The 18,851-nt window shown below is 74.0% G+C and carries 8 protein-coding genes and 1 pseudogene; 4 read left to right on the forward strand and 5 right to left on the reverse strand.

Annotated features, from left to right (window positions below; genetic code table 11):
* Window positions 1-524 precede the first annotated feature (524 nt).
* From A6A27_RS29515 to A6A27_RS29530, 4 genes and pseudogenes are all read left to right on the forward strand, one after another.
* Window positions 525-905: a VOC family protein gene (locus tag A6A27_RS29515; RefSeq protein WP_073837923.1), complete on the forward strand. Its 381-nt coding sequence runs from the start codon at window positions 525-527 to the stop codon at window positions 903-905.
* A 500-nt stretch (window positions 906-1,405) separates the two neighbouring features.
* A pseudogene (locus A6A27_RS29520) lies at window positions 1,406-1,558 on the forward strand (GntR family transcriptional regulator); the annotation flags it as partial.
* A gap of 121 nt (window positions 1,559-1,679) precedes the next feature.
* Window positions 1,680-2,198 carry an NUDIX hydrolase gene (locus tag A6A27_RS29525; protein WP_073837924.1) on the forward strand — a complete coding sequence of 173 codons (519 nt, stop codon included), beginning with the start codon at window positions 1,680-1,682 and terminating at the stop codon, window positions 2,196-2,198.
* 31 nt (window positions 2,199-2,229) lie between these two features.
* Complete coding sequence (locus tag A6A27_RS29530) at window positions 2,230-3,474, forward strand: hypothetical protein (RefSeq protein ID WP_073837925.1); 1,245 nt, start codon at window positions 2,230-2,232, stop codon at window positions 3,472-3,474.
* A 104-nt stretch (window positions 3,475-3,578) separates the two neighbouring features.
* Here A6A27_RS29530 and A6A27_RS29535 read toward each other — a convergent pair whose 3' ends face one another.
* Genes A6A27_RS29535 through A6A27_RS29555 form a run of 5 tightly spaced genes read right to left on the reverse strand, consistent with a single transcriptional unit; the run spans window position 3,579 to window position 18,816 of the window.
* Complete coding sequence (locus A6A27_RS29535; protein ID WP_073837926.1) at window positions 3,579-9,071, reverse strand: non-ribosomal peptide synthetase/MFS transporter; 5,493 nt, start codon at window positions 9,069-9,071, stop codon at window positions 3,579-3,581.
* Window positions 9,071-12,190, reverse strand: a complete 3,120-nt coding sequence (locus tag A6A27_RS29540) for a non-ribosomal peptide synthetase (RefSeq protein ID WP_073837927.1) — start codon at window positions 12,188-12,190, stop codon at window positions 9,071-9,073. Before A6A27_RS29540 ends, A6A27_RS29535 begins: the two co-directional genes overlap by 1 nt.
* A complete protein-coding gene (locus A6A27_RS29545) occupies window positions 12,187-12,375 on the reverse strand; it encodes an MbtH family protein (RefSeq protein WP_073837928.1) in 189 nt (62 codons plus the stop codon). The genes A6A27_RS29540 and A6A27_RS29545 overlap by 4 nt, the downstream gene beginning before the upstream one ends.
* Window position 12,376: 1 nt before the next feature.
* Entirely contained in the window at window positions 12,377-13,330 is a 954-nt protein-coding gene (locus A6A27_RS29550) for a TauD/TfdA family dioxygenase (RefSeq protein ID WP_073837929.1), read from the reverse strand.
* Window positions 13,331-13,356: 26 nt separating this feature from the next.
* Window positions 13,357-18,816 (reverse strand): type I polyketide synthase, encoded by a 5,460-nt coding sequence (locus A6A27_RS29555; protein WP_073837930.1) that lies wholly within the window; start codon window positions 18,814-18,816, stop codon window positions 13,357-13,359.
* Between the last annotated feature and the right edge of the window lie 35 nt (window positions 18,817-18,851).

Consider the following 18,851-nt stretch of genomic DNA (forward strand, 5'->3'; position numbering starts at 1 on the left):
GCGGCCCACGGTAGGGCCATGGATTCTCAGAGGGCGTCTAGGCCTGCCATGATTACTGGCTGGTTGACGACGTTTGACAGTGTCTTGTGCCCCCTGTGTGCCCGACACTGCGAGGAGCGACTACCGCTCGCGGTTCGCGTCCAGTCGGTCAGCGGTTGTCGGCCGTTGGCCGCCGCATCGGGCACGCCACGGGCACGGTGCCCGGCCGCTTGCGCGCCCTGCCGCGTTGTCACGCCCTGTGTCATTCTTGACAGCGAGCCCCCGGCCTGACCATCCCGATGCTCCTCTGGAAGTCAACGGCACCGTCAGTTTGGAATGGGCCGCATGGCCGATGGAACCCCTGGGCACGCGTCCGGCGTGTTCCTCGGCCCCCGCCTGGCGACCTGGCCAGGCGAGGGCCTGAAATCAATTCGAGCCCGCTCGCCTCGCCCGGTACGATCGCGAGCTTGTTCTCACTGCAGGGAGCCCATGAGATCCGCGTGCGGCCGCCCCGGCAGTTCCCATGCTGAGAGTAGGTTTCGTCAATGGCATGCCGTATCGGTGAGCTCGTGCTCAAGTGCCGCGACCCCGAGGTGCTGGCGCGGTTCTGGTGCGAGGTCCTGGACTTCATAGTGCTCGATCGCGAAGAGGGGGTCTACATCGAGATAGGCCCGCGCGAAGGGTTCGGCGGCCCGCAGCCGACGATCTTCCTCATCCGCAACGACGAGCCGAAGAACGGGCATGCCCGGCTGCACATCGACGTCAACCCCACCGACCGCGATCAGGACGCCGAGCTCGAGCGCCTCCTGGCCGCCGGGGCCAAACTCGTCGACATCGGTCAGCCTGCGGATGCGTCCTGGCACGTCCTCGCCGATCCAGAAGGCAACGAGTTCTGCCTGCTCAAGCGCCGCCTCGACCCACTCTGACGGCCCTTGCCCAAACGATCGACGCAGCCGCCAGCCCGCGGCCGCCGACAAGATCTGGCGACCCCATCAATAGCTGGGGGGCCGGGAGGATGCTCGACCCGCCCCGTGTCGCATGCGTGTTGGTGAGGCATTAACCCAGCCAGCGGAACCTCGCCATCCCGTCGCCGTCGACCCGCCCTTGTGGGAGCGGGCCACCGTCGGGGCCGCCACGTTAAGACGGCCTTGACGCACGGACGGACGCTGGCGGTCCCGGCGGCGGTCTGCTCGGCTCGCCCCGGGTCTTCGGCGGTGGGATGGCGCTACCGTAACCACCCACGGCCCGCGACCCGCCGACGGAGCCCCGGCCATCCTGGAGCCGGAGCGCCCCCGCCGGAGGCGCACTAGCCGCAACCCCGCGACCGCCGGCCGGTGGCAACCCTCGTCGACGAGCAGGTGTCGGCCATCATCGCTTCGCGTCCAGAACTGGCCAGCATCGGCGCTCGCGCTGCCTACCTGCTGCCTCGCTCCCAGGCGAGGTGACGCTGGCGCAGACGTACGACGTACCGCGCGGCACCGTGCGGGCCGCGCTCGACGCGCTGCGGGAAGAAGGCCGGGTAGTAACCTTCACCGGGCGCCGGACGTTCGTCACGCCCGAGGATGACCGGAACCGTTGACACTTGACGGTCAGCTTCCCGGTCGGACCGAGCACCGAGCATTGGAGCTACCCGAGCCCGCCGCGACCGTGCACGATGGCGGCAACGCGGCCGGCCCCAATGAACAAGGCGGTGTGCACTGATGACTCCCGAGCTGCCCCGCGACCTGCCGGTGCTGGAACGCCGGGCGGTGCGGCTGGTGGTGCTCGACGCCGCCGAGCGGGTGCTGCTGTTCCACACCCGCGACCCGGAGCACCCCCGCCTCGGGGTCTGGTGGGAGCTGCCCGGCGGCGGGCTCGACGACGGGGAGACGTATCTCGACGCGGCGGTGCGGGAGCTGCGCGAGGAGACCGGCATCGTGGTCCCGCCGGCTGACGTGGGCGCGCCGACCTGGCGGCGGCGGGCCAGCTTCATCCACCGGCAGCGGCGCCACCTGCAGGACGAGGTGGTCGTCCCGGTACGGCTGCCGGGGCCGGGACCGGACGTGGACGAGGCGCACCGGCTCGACTACGAGGTGGAGGACTACTTCGGGTTCCGCTGGTGGCCGGTCGCCGAGATGGTCGCCGCCCGGCCGCGCTGCTATCCGGGGCGGCTGCCCGAGCTGCTGCCGGCGTTCCTGGCCGGCGAGGAGATCGACGAGCCGTTCGAGCTGTGGTCATGACGAATCCGCCGGCAACCGGCACAGTGGAACGGTGAACCCTATCCACGGACCTCTCGCCCACTACGCCGAGCGGCTGCACCGCGCCGCCGGCGACGCGCACCACGTCGCCTCCCCGCTCGGCGCCTGGCTGCTCCTCGCGCTCACCGGCCCCGCCGCCACCGGCGACCTGCACGGCGCGGTGGAGGAGGCGCTCGGCACCGACGTGGACAGCGCCGCCGCGACGGCCCAGGCGCTGCTGTCGGCGCCGCACCCGCTGGTCGCCTCGGCCACCGCCCTGTGGGAGCGGACGCCCGCCGAGGGGCTGGCCGGCTGGCGCGCGACGCTGCCGGAGCGGACGCAGACCGGCCCGCTGCCGGACCAGCCGGCGCTGGACGCGTGGGCGCGGGAGCACACCGACGGCCTGATCGAGCGGTTTCCGCTCACCGTCACCCCACAGACCCTGCTGATCCTGGCCAACGCCCTGGCCACCCGGGTGTCCTGGGCGGAGCCGTTCCAGGTGGCGCCCGCCGAGCAGCTCGGCGCGGGCAGCGCCTGGGCGGGCCGGCTGGAGCGGGTGTTGCGCGCCCCCGCGTACCGGCACCGGTGCGGGATCGCGACCACCGCCCGGGCCGGTGACGTGGCCGTGCACGCCGCGCCCGCCCGGCCGGTGTCCATCGCCGGCGGGGAGGCCGGCCTGCTGGTGGTGTCCGTCGCCGCCGACCCGGGCGTCCCGGTGCCGGACGTCCTCGTCGCCGCCCAGGAACTCGCCGCCGGTGCCGCCACCACCCGGGAGGGGATCGGACCGGGCCAGCGGTCGCTGTACGACCTGCCGCTGGGCGACAACCCGCTGTGGACGATCCGGGAGGAGCCGGTGCGCACCTTCGCGCCCGGCGGCCGGGAGGAGCGGGCGAGCGCCGTGCTGCCGTGCTGGTCGGCGGACAGCCGGCACGACCTGACGGCGTCTGGGTTCGGCTTCGCCGTCGCCGCGCAGGCGCTCGGGAGGCTCATGGGGGTGGCGGATCCGCGGTACGAGGCGGCCCAGTCGGCGGTGGCCCGCTACGGGCGGTACGGCTTCGAAGCCGCCGCGGTGACCGCGTTCGCCACGCGGACGGCGCTGCCGCCGGAGGGCGTCGCCCGGGTGGCGGAGCTGCGGTTCGGCCACCCGTACGCGGTGGTGGCGGTGGCCACCGACAGCGCGGGCGGGCCGTGGCATGGCCTGCCGGTCTACTCGGCGTGGGTGGCGCAGCCGCGGGAACTGCCCGAGGACGAGCTGGCGGATCCGCCGGCACGGTGGTGAGCCCGGGGGCCTCCGGCGATGCCGCCGGAGGCCCCCGCGCGCTACGCGCGTGAGAAGGAAGGGCCCTTCTCCACGGGAGGCGTGGAGAAGGGCCCTTGCTTACGTCAGGCCGCGACCGGCTCCCGGTCGGCGGCCCGGGCGGCGAGGCGGCGTTCCCGCTCCTGGGCGCCGATGAGGTCGTCCGGGAGCGAGTCATCCACCTCGATGTCGAACCGGCGCAGCAGCCGGATCGCGAACCCGCCGAGGGTGACCAGCACGAGGGCCAGCCCGAAGCAGACGTACGCGAAGCCGATGCCCCGGCCAGGACCGGTGCCGATCACCGCGCCCACCGACCCGGCGAGCGTCCCGCCCGGGGCGAGCATCGGCTCGAACAGGGCGGTGGCGCCCGGCGCGAGCAGCGCGAACCCGATGGGCAGGGTGGACCAGGCGATGGTCTGGTTGAGGCTGAACACCCGGCCGTGGAACCGCTGCGGCACCTTGACCTGGACGATGGTCGCGTAGATCGACTGCGCGGTGGTCATCGCCATGGCCAGCCAGCACATGCCGACGCAGATCATCACCAGCGAGGCGTCCAGGCCGATCAGCATGCAGCCGATCGCGGTGCCGAGGTTGGCCACGAGCACACCGATCATCCGCCGCCGGCGCGGGCCGCCCCAGAGCGACATGAGCACGCCGCCGGCGATCGCGCCGACCGCCTCGGCCAACGCCACCTGGGCCACCTGGGTCGGGGTGCCGAAGGAGAGCACCAGCGGGGTGGTGAGCACCAGGGCGGGGGCCAGGAAGATGTTGCCCAGCGCGAAGTAGCCGAGCATCAGCCGGAAGCCCTTGTGCTGCCAGGAGTAGCGCAGGCCGTTGGCGATGGCCACCAGGAGCCGTTCCCGGGGCCGCCAGCCGAGCAGGTCGGGGAAGCGGACCACGGCCAGGGTGGCCACCGCGACCACGTAGCTGGCCACGTCGACGAGCAGGATGCCCTTCAGCTCGATCGCGGCGAGCAGGCCGGCCGCGAAGACCGGCATGAGCAGGGTGGCGACGCCGGTGGAGAGCTGGGTGATGCCCATCGCGTGGCCGAGGTAGCGCTTCGGCACCAGCTGCGGCACCGCCGACTGGAACGCGATCCGTTGGAACGAGCCGGCCACGGAGCTGAGCGCCACCAGGAGGTAGATGTGCCAGAGCACCAGGTTGTCAGTCCACAGCAGCACGGCCAGGACCAGCTGGATCGACCCGGCGATGGAGCTGGCCAGCATCATGATCCGGCGCCGGCTGACCCGGTCGACGATCGCGCCGGCCACCGGGAGCATCAGCACACCGCAGATCAGCGCGAGCGCCCAGAGCAGGCCGAGGTCGGCCACCGACCCGGTCCGGTTGAACAGCCAGATCGGCAGGGCGAACGCGGTCAGCGCGGAGCCGGTACTGGAGACGAGCTGCCCGACGGTGACCGACAGGAAGCGACCCATGCTCGGCTTGACGGTGGCCTTGGCCGGCCCCTCCGCCGCGCCCACCCGCTGGTGGTCGAGGACCGCCCAGCCGGCGTCCTCGCCCCGCGCCTCGGGGGTGAGCGCCGCGATGTCCCCGGCGACCACCGCCGGGTGGACCCGGGTGACGATCTCGGCCAACTCCTCGGCGCGGTACTTCAGGAAGAAGTGGCCGGCCTGGTCGAGGACCACCAGCCCGAGGGTGTCGCTGAGGAACTGCCACTCGGCGTACCGCTCGCGGTAGTAGTCGGTGACCGGGTCCTCGGAGCCGACGACCGAGACGATCGGGGCGCGCAGCTTCGTCGCCCGCTGGTCGAGCAGGCGGGTGAAGTACTCCTCGGAGGCGCGGGAGTCGGCCCGCATGTTGCTGATGATCCGGTCGGCCTGCTCCGGGTCCAGCTCGTCGGTGTCCACGCCCATCGACTTGAGCCAGCTCGCGTAGTGCTTGTTGCTGCGGAGCTGCTCCAGCCGGTTGCGCATGGCGGCGAAGAGGCCCTTGGGTCGGGCGAACGGGAACATCGCGCCGATGTAGACGGCCTCGAGGTCCCGCCCGGCAGCCTCGACCTTGCGGGCCACCTCGGCGACGATGGCGCTGCCGACACCGCAGTGGCCGTAGAGCGCGATCGGTCCCTCGACCCGCTCCAGGATCTCGTCGGCGACCCGGGTGGTCAGCTCGTCGAAGGGCAGCGCGTCTTCGCTGAGGCCGACGTCGTGCCCGGGGATGGCCAGCGACCACAGGGCGTGCCCGGCCGGCAGCGCGTCGGCGAGCGGCTGGTAGACGATGGCACTGCCGCCGCCGTACGGGACGCAGACGTAGGACAGCACCCGCTTGCCGGCGGGGATCGGCTTGGTGAGCTCGTAGAGCAGCCGGCGGGGGCCCTCCTCGCCGCCGTCGCCGGAGATGAACGCGGCGAGGTCACGGATGGTCCGCTGCTGGAACAGGTCCATCACGCCGACGGGCCGGCCGCCGAGCTCGGCCTTGCGGATCTTCGCGACCACCTGGGTGGCGAGCATGGAGTGCCCGCCCAGGTCGAAGAAGTCGTCGTCGATGCCGAGCGTGTCGACGCCCAGCACCTCGGACCAGATGGCGGCAAGCGTCCGTTCGGTGTCGTCGCGCGGCTCAACCAGCGCCACCGACGCCTCGCGGGTGACCACGGGCGCCGGCAGCGCCTTGCGGTCGAGCTTCCCGTTGGGGGTCAGCGGCAGCGCGTCCAGGGTGACGAACGCGGCCGGCACCATGTATTCCGGCAGGGTGTCCTTGAGCGCGGTCTTCAACGCGGTGTGCTCCGCGGGCCCGACCAGGTAGGCGGTGAGCCGCTTGTCGCCGGGGCTGTCCTCGCGGACGATCACCGCCGCCTCGGTCACCCCGGGCTGCTCGCGCAGCGCGCTCTCGATCTCGCCCAGCTCGATCCGCAGGCCGCGGAGCTTGACCTGGTGGTCGATCCGGCCGAGGAACTCGATGACGCCGGTCTCCCCCGCCGTGTCGGCCACCCAGCGGGCCAGGTCGCCGGTGCGGTAGAGCCGGGCGCCGGGCTCGCCGGAGAACGGGTCGGGGACGAACTTCTCGGCGGTCAGCGCCGGCCGGCGGTGGTAGCCGCGGGCCAGCCCGACGCCGCCGATGTGGAGCTCACCCGCGACGCCCACGGGGCACTCGTGGCCGGCCGGGTCGAGCACGTGCAGGCGCAGGTTGGCGATCGGCGCGCCGATCGGGACGCCGGTGAGCCCGGCCAGCCGCGCCGGATCGCAGGGCCAGGCAGTGACGTCGATGGCCGCCTCGGTGGGGCCGTACAGGTTGTGCAGCCCACACCACAGCAGCCGGGCGGTGAAGTCGACGGCGGAGGCCAGCGGCAGCTCCTCACCGGAGCAGATCACCCGGCGCAGCGCGGTGGCCGCCTCGATGCCCTCCTCGGCGAGGAAGACGGTGAGCATCGACGGCACGAAGTGCGCGGTGGTGATCCGCTCGGCGACCAGCAAATCGCGCAGGTAGCCGGCGTCCTTGTGGCCGCCCGGCCTGGCCAGCACCAGGCGGGCGCCCTCGCGCAGCGGCCAGAAGAACTCCCACACCGACACGTCGAAGCTGGCCGGGGTCTTCTGCAGCACCGCGTCGTCGGCGCCGAGGCGGTACGTCTTCTGCATCCAGTCGAGCCGGTTGACGATGCCCCGGTGGGTGTTCGGCACTCCCTTGGGCCGGCCGGTGGAGCCGGAGGTGTAGATGACGTAGGCCAGGTGCTCGGGGCCGGCGGAGGGCTCCGGGTTCGTGGTGGGCTGGTCGGCCCAGGCGGACGGGTCGTCCAGGGCGAGGACGGTGGCGGCGGTGTCCGGCAGCACGTCGCGCAGGTGCGCCTGGACCAGCACCACGGGCGCGTCGGCGTCGGTGACCATGAAGGCCAGCCGCTCCGCCGGGTACTCCGGGTCCAGCGGCAGGTACGCGCCGCCGGCCTTGAGTACGCCGAGCAGGCCGGCGACCAGTTCGACGGAGCGTTCCGCGCAGACGCCGACCAGGGTCTCCGGGCCGACGCCGGCGGCACGCAGCCGGTGCGCGATCCGGTTGGCGGCGGCGTTCAGCTCGGCGTACGTCAGGCTGCGCCCGTCGATGGTGACGGCGACCGCGTCCGGGGTGGCGGCGGCGCGCTCCTCGACGGGGCCGTGCAGGGTCTGCGTACGCGGGAAGTCGGCGGTGGTGTCGTTCCACGCCGCCAGCAGCGTCCGCTCCTGTGCGGGCAGCAGCTCCAGCCGGGAGACCGGGGTGTCCGGCGCGGCGACGATCGCGGCCAGCAGGGTGGTCCAGCGCCGGGCCATCCGCTCGACGGTGTCCCGGGTGAACAGGTCGGTGTTGAAGACCAGCTTGCCCCAGAGCCCGTCGACGGTCTCCACCGCGTGCAGCTCGAAGTCGAACCGGGTGGCCCGCAGCTCCATCGGCGTCCACTCGAAGCTGACCTCGTCGGACCCGGAGACGCCGGTGAACCGGCCCATCTCGTAGTTCTGCAGCACGAACATGGCCTGGAACACCGGGGACCGGCTGACGTCCCGGGGCAGCCCCAGCTCGTGGACCACCTTGGCGAACGGCACCTCGGCGTGCTCGAAGCCGTCCAGCACGCTGCGCCGGGTGCGCTCCAGCAGCTCGCGGAAGGTGGGGTCGCCGGCCAGCTCGGCGCGCAGCGGCAGCATGTTGATGAACATGCCGACCACGTTCTCCAGCTCCGGCGCGGAGCGGCCGGCCACCGACGCGCCGACGGCGAAGTCGTCCTGGCCGGCGTGCCGGGCCAGCAGCACCTGGTACGCGGCGAGCAGCGTCATGAACAGGGTGCCGCCGCTGGCGCGGGTGAGGTCGTTGAGCCGTTCGGTGGCCGCCGGGTCGAGCTGGAACTCGACGAAGTCGCCCCGGTAGGTCTGGGTGGCCGGGCGGGGCCGGTCCGGCGGCAGCTCCAGCGGGGTGATCCCGGCGAGCCGCTGCTTCCAGTAGTCGACGTGCGCCCGGGCCTGCGGGCCGTCCAGCTCCCGCGCCTCCCAGACCGCGAAGTCGCCGTACTGGACGGGCAGGGTGGGCGGTTCGCCGCCCCGGTAGCGGGTGATCAGGTCCCGCAGCAGCACGTCCACCGACCAGCCGTCCCCGACGATGTGGTGCTTGCCGAGGAAGAGCACGTGGTCGTCGTCAGCCAGCCGGACCAGCAGGGCGCGCAGCAGCGGACCGTGCGCCAGGTCGAACGGCTCGGCGGCGGCCGCCTCGACCAGGGCCTGCGCGGTTGCCTCGTCCTGGGCGTCCACGATGGTCAGCGGCACCTCGACGGTCTCCTCCACCACCACGGTGGGGCGCCCGTCCGGGTCGGCCGGGAAACGGGTCCGCAGCGACTCGTGCCGGGCGGTCAGCGCGGCCAGGGCGGCGCGCAGCGCGGCCACGTCGAGCGGGCCGCGCACCCGCAGCGGCACCGCGATGTGGTAGGCCGCCTCGCCCGGAGCGAGCTGGTCCATGAACCAGACCCGCTCCTGGGCGTAGGACAGCGGCACCTCGGCGTCGGCGGGCCGGGGCGTGATCCGGGCCGCGGGGGCGGCCTGCCGGGCGCGCAGCCGTTTGGCGATCAGCGCCTGCCGGGCCGCCTCCCGGGTCGGATCCTTCAGGTCGGTCATCAGCTGGTTTCCTCTTCCGCCGCGAGCAGCGCGGCGACCTCGGTGTCGGAGAGCCCGTCGAGTTCGGCGGCGATCCGCTCCTCGATCTGGGCGGCCAGGTCCGCCACCACGGGGCTGCTGAACAGCGCCCGCATGGGCAGTTCGACGTCCACCTCGGCCCGGATCCGGGCCATCGCCCGCATGCCGCGCAGCGAGTTGCCGCCGAGGGCGAAGAAGTCGTCCAGGGCGCCGACCTTCTCCACCTGGAGGATCTCGGCGTACACCTCGGCGACCAGGGACTCGGCCTCGGTGCGCGGGGCGACGTAGCTGTCCTCGGCCGGGACGGCGGTGCCCGGGGCGGGCAGCGCGGCCCGGTCCAGCTTGCCGTTCGGGGTCAGGGGCAGCGTGTCGAGCCGGACCAGGGCCGCCGGGATCAGGTGGGCGGGCAGCTCCCGGGCCAGTTCGGCCCGGACCGAGTCCTCGTGGGCCGGGCCGACCAGATAGCCGACCAGCATCGGCTCGCCCGAGTCGGTACGCACCGCCGCGGCGGCCGCCCAGACGTCCGGGTGAGCCAGCAGGGCCGCCTCCACCTCGCCCAGCTCGATCCGCATGCCGCGCACCTTGACCTGGTCGTCGCGGCGGCCCAGGTACTCCAGCGTGCCGTCGGGACGCCAGCGGGCCAGGTCGCCGGTGGCGTACATCCGCTGCCCGGGCGGGCCGTACGGGCAGGGCCGGAAGCGCTCGGCGGTGAGGCCGGGCCGGCGCAGGTAGCCGCGGGCGAGCTGGGTGCCGGCGACGTACAGCTCGCCGACCACGCCCGGCGGGACCGGCTGCAGGGCCGCGTCGAGCAGCAGCGCCCGGGTGTTCCAGGTGGGCGTGCCGATCGGCACCGGCCCGGCCGGGACCGGCTCACCGGGGGCGATCCGGGCGGCGACGCAGCCGACGGTGGCCTCGGTCGGGCCGTACTCGTTGATCACCGCGACGTCCGGGTGCGCGGCCCGCCACCCGGCGAGCTGCTCGCCGGTGAGCGCCTCGCCGCCGATCACCAGGTCGACGGTGGGCGACAGCTCGCCGTCGAGCAGTGGCAGGTGGCTCGGGGTGACCTTGAGGAAGGTGGGCCGGCCGCCGACCCGGGCCGCCGGCTCGTCGATCGCGGCGAGCCGGACCGTCCCGCCGGCGGTGAGCGTGCCGAGCAGGCCGGTGACGGTGAGGTCGAAGGAGACCGGCGAGGGCAGCAGCGCCGTGCCGGCCAGGCCCGGGTAGGTGTGCCGGGCCCAGGCCAGGTAGGCGGTCACCGCCCGGTGCTCCACCACCACGCCCTTCGGGCGGCCGGTGGAGCCGGAGGTGTAGAGCACGTAAGCCGGGTGCTCGGGGCGCAGCGGGGCGAGCCGGTCGGCGTCGGTGAGGTCGTCGTCGGCCTGGTCCGAACCCACCTCCCCGTCCAGGACCAGCGCGCCGGCCGGCACCAGGCCGGCGGTCTCCGGGGTAGCCACCACGAGGGCCGGCTCGGCGTCGTCCAGCAGGTACGCGATCCGCCCGGCCGGGTAGGCGGTGTCCACCGGGACGTACGCGGCGCCGGACTTGAGCACCGCGAGGATGGCCACCAGCAGTTCGCAGGAGCGGGGCACGGCGAGCGCGACCCGGGCCTCCGGGCCGGCGCCCCGGGCCACCAGCAGCCGGGCCAGCCGGTTCGCGGCGGTGTTCAGCTCGACGTAGGTCAGCGGCACGCCGTCGCAGACCAGCGCGGTGGCGTCCGGCGTGGCGGCGGCCTGCCGCTGCACCTCGTCGACCACGGTGGCCGGCGGCACCTCGTGCGTGGTGTCGTTCCAGGCGCCCAGCACCAGGTTCCGCTCGGCATCGGCGAGCAGCGGCAGCGCGGCGACCCGCCGCTGCGGGTCGGCGACGGCAGCGGCGAGCAGCCGGACGTACCGGTCGACGACCGCCTCGGCGGTGCCGCGGTCGAACAGCGCCGTGCGGTAGACCAGCCGGCTCTCGCCGGTGGTGATGTCGAACGCCAGGTCGTCCTTGGTGGTGCCCAGCTCCACCGGGTCCAGGCCGGAGTCGGGGATGAAGTTCAGCGCGGTCTGGAAGATCGGCTGCACCGACGGGTCACGCTGCGGGTCGACCGCCTCGACGATCTTCTGGAACGGGGTCTGCCCGTGCTCGATCGCGTCGACCAGTCCGTCCCGCACCCGGCCGAGCAGTTCGGCGAAGGCCGGGTCGCCGGAGACGTCGCAGCGCAGTGCCACCGGGTTGACGAACATGCCGATCAGCGGGGCCAGCTCGGCGCTGTCCCGGCCGGCGGTGGAGACCCCGACCACCACGTCGGTGTCGCCGGAGATCCGGGACAGCAGCGCCGCGAAGCCCGCCAGCAGCACCATGTACGGCGTGGCCGCCGCGCCGGTCGCGAGGGCGCCGACCCGGTCGAGCAGCCCCTCGGGCAGGGCGAACCGCACCTCGTCACCGGCGAAGCCGAGCTGGGCCGGGCGGGGCCGGTCCAGCGGCAGGCCGGTCACCGCCGGCGCGCCGGCCAGGTGGCCGGTCCAGAAGGCGAGTTGGCGGTCCAGCTCCGCGCCGGTGAGCTGGTCGCGCTGCCAGACGGCGAAGTCGGCGTACTGGATGGGCAGCTCGGGCACGGCGGGCTCGGCGCCGGCCTGCGCGGCCGCGCTGAACGCGCCGAGTTCCTGGTGGAACAGCACCGCCGAGTGGCTGTCGAAGACCGCGTGGTGCACCACGAACGCCAGCGCCCAGGTGTCGTCGAGGCGGATCAGCCGGGCCCGCCACAGCGGCGGGCCGTCCAGCGGGATCGGGTTACGGGCCAGCTCCGTGCGGATCGCCTCGAACGCCGCGAGGCGTTCCGCCTCCGGCAGGTGCCGCAGGTCGTCGGTGGGGATCGGGACGGGCTCGTGGGCCCGCACCACCTGCACCAGGGCGCCGTCGTCGACGCGCAGGTGGGTGCGGAGCGTCTCGTGCCGGGCCACCACCTGGTTGACGACGTGGGCTGCGGTGTCCGCGTCGATCCCGGCCGGGAAGCGCCACGGGACGGAGACGTTGTAGACCGGCGAGTGGGCGTCGAGCTGGTTGGCCACCCACACCCGCTCCTGGGCGAAGGAGGCCGGGAAGGTCCATTCCTGCGTCATGAGTTGGCCTCGCGTACCGAGCGGGGGCGCATGTCGGTCCAGACGGTGTCGACGTGGGCCAGGCACTCCTCGCGGGTGCCGGCGAAGCCGGCGTCGTGCCAGCCCGCGGGGAGGTCCCGGTCGGCCGACCAGATCGAGTACTGCTCCTCGTCGTTGCGCACGACCAGGAATCGGGGTTCGGCCATGTCAGTTCGCTCCAGGGGTGTCGGGGGTGTGCGGCTCGGCCATCGCGACGGCGATCTTGCGGGGGCCGGTGAACGGCTCCCGGCCGTGGGCGGCGGTCATGTTGTCCACCACCAGCACGTCGTCGCGCTGGTAGTCGAAGCGGACGGTGGCCGCCCGGTAGGCGGCGCGCAGGTGGTCCATGACCTCGGCGGGGATCTCGCCGCCGTCGCCGTAGTAGGTGTTCGACGGCAGGCCGTCGGCGCCGAACATGGCCAGCAGGCCCTCCTGGTAGTCCTTGGGCAGGGTGCTGAGGTGGAAGAACGTGGCGTGGTTGAACCAGCGCGGGGTGTCCGAGCCGGGCCGGTGGTGCACCACGTTGCGGACCGCCCGGGTGCGCAGGCCGTCCTTGCCGACCCACTCCACGGTGATCCCGTTCGCCACCCCGTACGCCTCGACCTCGGCCCGGTTCTCGGTGTTGAACACCTCCTGCCAGCGGGTGCCGAAGTCGCCGTGGAAGTTGCGCACCAGCATCCAGCGCCGCCGGATGAACTCCTCACGCACCGCCGGGTCGATCTCCTGGTAGACCTGGCGCACGTCGGCGAGCGGGGTGGCGCCCTGCGTCTGCGGCGCGGTGATGCAGTAGAAGAACAGGGTCAGCGGCCAGCGCGCCTGGTACGAGTTCTCGTTGTGCAGGAAGATCTCCTCGTCCGGCGGGTAGTCGGTCGAGGTGTAGACCCGGCCCTTGATGGAGTGCCGGGGCGACGAGCGCTCCGTGTAGGTCAGCGGCTCGCCGGAGAGGGCGCGGACCACCCCGTCGAAGCCGTCCACCCCGCCGACGTCGAAGCCGCGGAAGAGCAGCCCGCCGTGTTCGACGAGGGCGGCACGCAGCTCGGCGCGCCGGGCGTCGATCAGGTCGGTCAGGGCCCGGCCGTCGTTCTCGATGACCACCGGGAGTGTGGTGATCGTGTCGCTCATGGTGCGGTGTCTCCTGTTCGTCGTGGTCAGGCGCGGGGCAGTCGCGGGATGGCCGGGATGGGCGCCGGCGGGGCCGGCTCGTCGGCGGGCTGGCTGGCGCGCAGCTCCTCGATCCGGGCGGCCAGCCCGGCCACCGTGGGGGTCTCGAAGAGGCTGCGCATCGGCAGCCGCACCCCGGTGGCCTTGCGCATCGCGGCGATGAGCTGTACCGCGACCAGCGAGTTGCCGCCGAGGGAGAAGAAGTCGTCGTCCACGCCGACCTCGGTCACGCCGAGGCCGTCCCGCCAGACCTGGGCGATCACCTTCTCCAGCTCGGTCGAGGGTGCGGCCGATCCGCCGCCGGTGGCGGTCGGCGCGGAGACCGCCGGGTCGGTCTCCGCCTCCAGGCTGTCGGTGGTCACTCGGGCGGCCCGCCGGCGGATGTCCGCGACGGTGCGGGTGGCGATGACCACCTGCGCGCCGAGTCCGGCGGTGAGGCTGCGACGGAACGCCTCCGCGCCGTCCACCGGGCGGATGTCCTCGGTCACCGGAGCCGCGGCGGCGTCGGCCGCGGCGGCCGGGGTCTCGGTGAGGCCCCCGGTGACGGCGCCCTGGTCCACCCGCCGCAGCACGAAGTCGCTGATCGCGACGAGTTCCCGGCCGTCGGTGTCCACCAGGGACAGGTCGGCGGCCACCACCTCGTCGGTGGCGCTGTCCCGGTGCCGCAGGTGGCTGAGGAAGGACGCCGGCAGCGCTCCGCGCACCACGATCCGGCCGTACGACAGCGGCAGGTAGGTGCCGGAGCCCTGGCCCCGGCCGAACGCGGTGGCCACGTCCAGCAGGGCCGGGTGCAGGCCCCACGAGGGCAGGTCGGCCAGCGCCGCGGCGGGGGCCTCGATCCGGGCCAGTTCCTCCCGGTCGGCGAGGTGGTGCTCGGCGAGCGCGGCCCAGCGTGGCCCGAAGGTGAGCATGCTGGTCCGCCCCCGGCCGAACGACGCGTCGTCGTCGACCCGCCGGCCGGCGACGGTGGGCGTATCCGCCGGCGGGGCGGGTTCCGCGGTCCAGCCGGCCGCGCCCCGGACGTGGGTACGCAGCTGGCCGGCGGCCAGGCTGGCGACGGTGAAGTCCACCCCCTCCTCGGTGGGGGTCAGCTCCACCCGGTATTGGGCGACCGTGCCGTCCGGCACCGAGAACGGCTCCAGGAAGACCACGTCGCGCAGCTCCACCGCGGCCTGCGGGTCGGGGGCGGGCAGCGCGGCGGTCACCGCGGCGCGCACCGACTCCAGGTGGGCGGTGCCCGGCACCACCGGCACCCCGCCGATCCGGTGCTCGTCGAGCAGCCAGTGGGTGCTGGCGGAGACCAGGCCGTGCAGCACGACGCCGTCCGGGCCGGCCACCTTCGTGGTCAGCACCGGGTGGTCGACCGGGCTGGTGACGGTGTCCCGGCCGGCGGCCCGGAACGCGGCCGGCGCGTTGGTCTCCACGGCCATGCCGACCTCGGCCCAGCCGCCCCAGTTCTGCGCCACCACCGGCGCGCGGAAGCCGACCCCGGCCCGCGCGAACGCGTCCAGGAAGTTGTTCGCCGCGCAGTAGTCGACCTGGCCGAAACCGCCGATCACCGCGGTGATCGAGGAGCACAGCGCCACGAAGTCCAGCGGCAGGTCGCCGAAGACCTGGGCGAGGGCGAGGGTGCCGGCCAGCTTCGGGGCGAGCACCCGCTCCGCCTCGGCCCGCTCCTTGATCTCCGCCATGCCGCCGCCGGGCAGGCCGGCGGCGTGCACGATGCCGTCCAGCCCGCCGAACCGGTGCTCCGCCGCCTCGCGTACCCGGCTCAGGTCGGTGGGGTCGGTGACGTCGGCCGCGAGCACCAGCACCTCGGCCCCGGCCGCCTCCATCCGGCGGATCGCCGCGATGGCCCGGCCGGCCCGGTCGGCGCCACCGTGCACGGCCAGGTGCTCGTCCCAGTGGTCCCGCTCGGGCAGGCCGGAGCGGGCCAGCAGCACCAGCTTGGCGCGTACCCGGCGGGCGAAGTCCTCGGCCAGGGTGATGCCGATGCCGCCGAGACCGCCGGTGATCAGGTAGCGGCCCTCCTCGCGCAGCGTGCCCGGCTCGCCCTCGGCGTCCACGGTGACCTGCTCGTACCCGGTCACCCAGCGCCGGTCGCGGCGCAGCGCCACCTCCGGGTGCTCCGGGTCGACCGGGCTGCGCAGCTCAGCGACCAGGGCGCCGGCGCCCCGCGCGGCGGCGTCCGCGTCGATCAGACGGACGGTGAGGCCGGGCAGTTCCACCGGCAGCACCCGGGCCAGGCCGGCCAGGGTGGCGTGCTCCGGCCGGACCAGGTCGTCGCCGCGCACGTCGGCGGTGCCGGCGGTGACCAGGTCGAGGGTGCGGCCCGGCTCGTCACCGGTCAGCCCGGCGCCGGCGAGCGCCTGCACCAGGTGCAGCACGCTGAAGAAACCCCGGTCCTGTGCGGCCCAGGCGGCCTCGAGGTCCGTCCCGGCCGGCTCCCCGTCCAGGGCGAACGCGTGCACGACGCGCCGCGGCAGGTCCGCGCCGAGCGCGGCGACCAGGGCGTCGTGGTCCTCGCGGACACCGGGGCGCAGCCGGAAACCGGTGGCCGTGGCGGCGAAGGCGTCGCCGGCGCGTACCTCGACCGGGTCGTCGCCGGCGGCGCGCAGCGCGGCGACCAGCGCCTCGCCGCGCTGGCCGTCGGCCAGCACCAGGCACCGGCCCAGCGAGTTGGTGGTGCGGGCCGGGGCGGCCTGCCGCCACACCGGCACCGCGAACCATTCCGGCAGCGGCCGGGGCCCGGTCTCCACCGGCGCCGCCGCCACCTGCTCCACCGGGTCCGGGTCGACCCAGTAGCGGCGGCGCTCGAACGGGTACGTGGGCAACGGCACCCGCCGCGCGTCCGGGTCGACAGCCAGCCGCACCGGTACGCCCGCGCACCAGAGCGCGCCGGCGCTGCCGAGCAGGGTGGCCAGATCGCCGGTGGACTCGCCCGGGCCGGGCAGGCTGCCCAGCGGGGTGAGCTTCCGCTGCGCCTCGCCGGCCTTGGCGACCTGCATCCGGGCCAGGTTGGCCAACTGCTTGCCGGGGCCGCACTCGAGCAGCGCCCAGGTGCCCTCGGCGAGCAGGGTGGCCACGCAGGCGCCGAAGCGGACCGGCTGGCGCAGGTGCGCCGCCCAGTACGCCGGGTCGGTGGCCTGCGCCTCGGTGATCCAGGTGCCGGTCACGTTGGACAGGAACGGCACGGCCGGCGGGCGCAGCGGCACGGTGGCCATCAGCGCGGTGAACTCGTCGAGGATCGGTTCCATCATCGGCGAGTGGAACGCGTGCGAGGTGCGCAGCACCTTGCTCTTGCCCTTGAGGGTGGCGGCGAACTCCTCGACGGCCGCCGTCTCGCCGGCCACCACGCAGGTGCCCGGTCCGTTGACGGTGGCGATGGCGAGCGCCTCGGGCAGCCGGTCGGCGACCGCCGACTCGTCCAGCGCCACGGCCAGCATCGAACCGGCGGGCAGCGAGTGCATCAGCCGGCCCCGGGCGGCCACCACCCGCAGCGCGTCCGGCAGGCTGAGCACGCCGGCCATGGTGGCGGCGACGTACTCGCCGATCGAGTGGCCGATCATCGCGGCCGGGGTCACTCCGGCCCGCTGCCAGGCGGTGGCGAGGGCGTACTCGACGGTGAACAGGGCCGGCTGGGTGTAGCGGGTCTCGGTGAGCTTCTCCCCCGCCGCCGGGTCCCGGCCGAGGATCAGGTCGCGGATGTCCAGGCCCAGCTCGGGGCGGAGCAGCTCGGCGCACTCGTCGACGGTGGCCGCGAACGCCGGGTCCTCGGCGTAGAGCTGGGCGCCCATGCCGGCGTACTGGGAGCCCTGCCCGGAGAAGAGGAAGGCCACCCGCGGGGCGGGGCCGTCGGTGACGCCGCGGTGCCCCTTGCGGGCATCGCGCAGGGCAGCGGCCGCCGTCTGGGGGTCGCCGGCGACGACGGCGGCGCGGTGCGCGTACTCCTGGCGGCCGACCCGCAGGGTGTGGGCGACGTCGGCGAGCAGCCCGGCGCCGCCGTTCTCCAGGTGGTCGGCGAGCCGGCGCACCGCGGTGTCCAGTGCGGTGGGGGTCTTCGCCGACACCTGGAGCAGGTGCGCCGGGCGGACCCGCCGCTCGGCCCGGTACCCGGCCGGCGCCTCCTCCAGCACCACGTGCGCGTTGGTGCCGCCGATGCCGAAGGAGCTCACCCCGGCCCGGCGCGGCGTCCCGTCGGTGTCCCACTTGGTCAGCGTGTTCGCCACGTAGAACGGGGTTTCGGCGAAGTCGATCGCCGGGTTCGGCGTCTCGTAGTTGATGGTCGGCGGGATCAGGCCGTGCTCCATGGCGAGCACCGTCTTGATCACGCTGACGATGCCGGAGGGCTGGCTGAGGTGGCCGATGTTGGACTTCACCGAGCCGATGCCGCACCAGCCCCGGTCGTCGGTGTCCTTGGCGTACACGGCGGAGAGGGCGGAGATCTCGATCGGGTCGCCCAGCGCCGTGCCGGTGCCGTGCGCCTCCACGTAGCTGATGGTGCGCGGGTCGATGCCGGCCATGCCGACCGCCTGGGCGACCGCCTCCATCTGGCCGTCGATGCTGGGGGCGGTGAAGCCCACCTTGCCGGCGCCGTCGTTGTTGATCGCGTTGCCGAGCACCACCGCGCGGATGGTGTCGCCGTCGGCGATGGCGTCGGAGAGGCGCTTGAGCAGGGTCACCCCGACGCCGCTGCCCCACACCGTGCCGTTGGCGTCGGCGTCGAACGGGCGGCACCGGCCGTCCGGGGAGGTGAAGCCGTCCATGCCCAGGTAGCCGACGTGCGGCAGCTCGATGTTGACGCCGCCGGCGAGCGCCATGTCGCACTCGCCGTTACGCAGCGCCTCGCAGGCCAGGTGGAACGCGACCAGCGAGGTGGAGCAGGCGGTGTGCACGGTCAGGCTCGGCCCGCGCAGGTCCAGCCGGTACGACACGTTGGTGGCCACGTAGTTCGGGGAGTTGCCGGTGGCGAGGGAGACCGCGCCGTGCGGGCTGCCGCCGACCCGCTTGTTGCGCAGCACGAACTTGTGCAGGTAGGTGTTGCCGCCGGTGCCCGCGTACACGCCGACCGCGCCGTCGTAGCGGGCCGGGTCGTAGCCGGCGTCCTGCAGCGCGGTGTAGCAGCTTTCCAGGAACAGCCGGTGCTGCGGGTCGGTGATCTCGGCCTCGCGGGCGGTCATCCCGAACAGGCCGGCGTCGAACTCGTCGTAGCCGTCGACCAGCGGGGCCCGGTTCACCCAGCCCGGGTCGTCGACCTCCTCGGCGGAGGCGCCCCGGGCGAGCTGCTCCTCGCGGGTCAGCTCGGTGACCGACTCCACGCCGTCGACCAGGTTGCGCCAGAACTCCGCGAGGTCGGCGGCGCCGGGCAGGCGGGCGGCGAGCCCGACGATGGCGATCGGTTCGATGCCGTCGTCGGTGGGGTGCTCGGTGGCGATGTCGTTGTTCATCGGGGTCGTCCTTTTGTCACGCGGGTGCCGGGGTG

Origin of the sequence: Micromonospora sp. CB01531 (assembly GCF_001905095.1) — a bacterium.
In the GTDB taxonomy this organism is placed as follows: domain Bacteria; phylum Actinomycetota; class Actinomycetes; order Mycobacteriales; family Micromonosporaceae; genus Micromonospora.

Bases quoted from the DNA above. Each gene is read 5' to 3' on its own strand.
- A6A27_RS29550 (WP_073837929.1), bottom strand. From the start codon at position 13,330: ATGAGCGACACGATCACCACACTCCCGGTGGTCATCGAGAACGACGGC.
- A6A27_RS29525 (WP_073837924.1), top strand. From the start codon at position 1,680: ATGACTCCCGAGCTGCCCCGCGACCTGCCGGTGCTGGAACGCCGGGCG.
- A6A27_RS29540 (WP_073837927.1), bottom strand. From the start codon at position 12,190: ATGACGCAGGAATGGACCTTCCCGGCCTCCTTCGCCCAGGAGCGGGTG.
- A6A27_RS29515 (WP_073837923.1), top strand. From the start codon at position 525: ATGGCATGCCGTATCGGTGAGCTCGTGCTCAAGTGCCGCGACCCCGAG.
- A6A27_RS29555 (WP_073837930.1), bottom strand. From the start codon at position 18,816: ATGAACAACGACATCGCCACCGAGCACCCCACCGACGACGGCATCGAA.
- A6A27_RS29545 (WP_073837928.1), bottom strand. From the start codon at position 12,375: ATGGCCGAACCCCGATTCCTGGTCGTGCGCAACGACGAGGAGCAGTAC.
- A6A27_RS29535 (WP_073837926.1), bottom strand. From the start codon at position 9,071: ATGACCGACCTGAAGGATCCGACCCGGGAGGCGGCCCGGCAGGCGCTG.